At 68.8% G+C, this 1,789-nt stretch carries 1 protein-coding gene and 1 pseudogene; both read right to left on the bottom strand.

The features are described from left to right. Positions 1 to 110: 110 nt before the first annotated feature. A pseudogene (locus FF86_RS61550) lies at positions 111 to 537 on the bottom strand (IS1634 family transposase); the annotation flags it as partial. A 1-nt stretch (position 538) separates the two neighbouring features. After that, a partial coding sequence (locus FF86_RS31015) for an IS1634 family transposase (RefSeq protein WP_242419940.1) occupies positions 539 to 1,619 on the bottom strand: 1,081 nt, incomplete at its 3' end. Between the last annotated feature and the right edge of the window lie 170 nt (positions 1,620 to 1,789).

The raw sequence follows: 1,789 nt of genomic DNA, 5'->3' as shown, positions 1-1,789 counted from the left end.
CGCTCCGGGACTGTTTCCCGGCCATGACACCGGGGACGGCATCAGGGTGCGTCCGGTAACGCCTCGTGCCCGGGGCTACGATTCGCTCAGATTAACCTGACTTGGGCCATTTAGTGCGTGCCGTGGATGGCGTCGAGGACTGTCTGGAGGTCGTCGGGTAGGGGGTCGGCGGCGGTGATGGTGTGGTCGCCGGCTTGGATCGTGATGGTGCGGTAGCGGCGGGCGGTCGTGACGAACCTGCGGATGGACCAGCCGGTGGTGTTCTCGATCCAGCGGCTGACGGCGAGGGCGGCGAACACGATGGTCAGGTGTGCTTCGATCGATTCGCGGGTGTGGTGGTAGATCGGCCGGGCGGCGAGGTCGGACTTGCTCATCCGGAAGCTCTTCTCGACGTTGAGTAGCCGGCTGTAGGTGGCGATGACCTGCTCGGCGTCGGGGTCGGGCAGGTTGGTGACATACCCTTTGATCCCGGCCAGGGCGCGGTTCTTGGCTTCCAGCGCCCGGTTGACTGACTTCTTCGCGTCGGTCAGGCGCACGNAGCGGTTGCGTTTCACCGCGGTCTTCCCGGCGACGGCGTTCTCGGCCTTGGTGACCTGCTGGTCGATCCCGCGCAGCGTGCGCCGGGCCCGGTCGGCCCGGTACTGGTAGAAGATCGTGTGATCGCGTCGCTGGTCCGAGGGACCGGCGGGCCAGGGCTGAACGAACACGTGCCCGTCGGGGATCTCCAGGTTCGGGTGCGCTTCGCGCCACGCCTTGACCTGGTAGGGGACGTCGGGGACGCGGGCGCCGAGGACGAACGACAGTCCCGCCTCCTCGATCGCGCATTTGTTCGCCTCGGAGACCATGCCGGCGTCCGCGACAACGGTGACGTCGGACAGGCCATGCTCGGTGAGGAACCCGGTCAGGACGGGCAGCATGGTCGTGGTCTCAGCCCGGTTGCCTTCGAACGCGTGCACCGTCAGCGGGAAGCCCGCCCCGTCGGTGAGCAGACCGACAGTGATCTGCGGTTCCAGACGTCGTTCCTTACTGAACTCCGGTTCGCGGAACCCGTCGCCCTGGTCGGTCTCGAAGTAGAGCGTTGTCACGTCGTAGAGCAGCAGTGTGGCGGTGCCGAGACGGACATGGTCCGCGCAGGCGCGCGCCAGCCGTGCCCGCCACGGGCCACCGGCGGGGTCGACCGGGACGGGCTGCCCGGTCTCGTCGACGTCGTCGGCGCCGGCGTAGAGACGCAGCCGGCGTTTCACCGTCCGGTAGGACGGGGCGGGCGCGCCGGCCTCGTCCAGCACGCGCAGGGAGTCGAGCTTGCTGGTCGGCTCGATGATCCGTGCGAGCACCAGCGCCCTGAAGACCTCGTCGCGGCCGGTCGCGGCGGGAAACCCCAGCGTGTCGTAGCCGCGGGCCAACGCGTCGAGGAGGTGACCCGCCCGCGTCGAGGTGATCGGCAGCGCGGCGCCGGAGTTCGCCGGGCTGCCCGCCAGCCGAAGATCGAGCTCACCCTGCCCCGCGGCGAGCCGCTGGCGGGCCACCGCCTTGAGCAGCTCGAGGTCAGCGTCGGTATGCGCCGACCCGACGTGCTCGATCTCGCGGGATCCCCGGTACTGGGAGTGCACGATCTGCACCGCCCGCGCACCAGACGCGGTCTTCACCGTCCGCACGTAGGGAGACACAACCCGACAGAGTAGGCCACCGCCACCACCCCGATTAGTGCGTGCCTCCCAGACCAAACCCGCAGGTCACCCGTCCGCGAACAGCGAGACGATCAGATCTTGGCCCAAGTCAGGAGGATCGC

This window comes from Frankia sp. CpI1-P, from assembly GCF_001421075.1.
GTDB classification, from domain to species: domain Bacteria; phylum Actinomycetota; class Actinomycetes; order Frankiales; family Frankiaceae; genus Frankia; species Frankia torreyi.
This window is presented reverse-complemented; position numbering and strand designations above follow the sequence as displayed.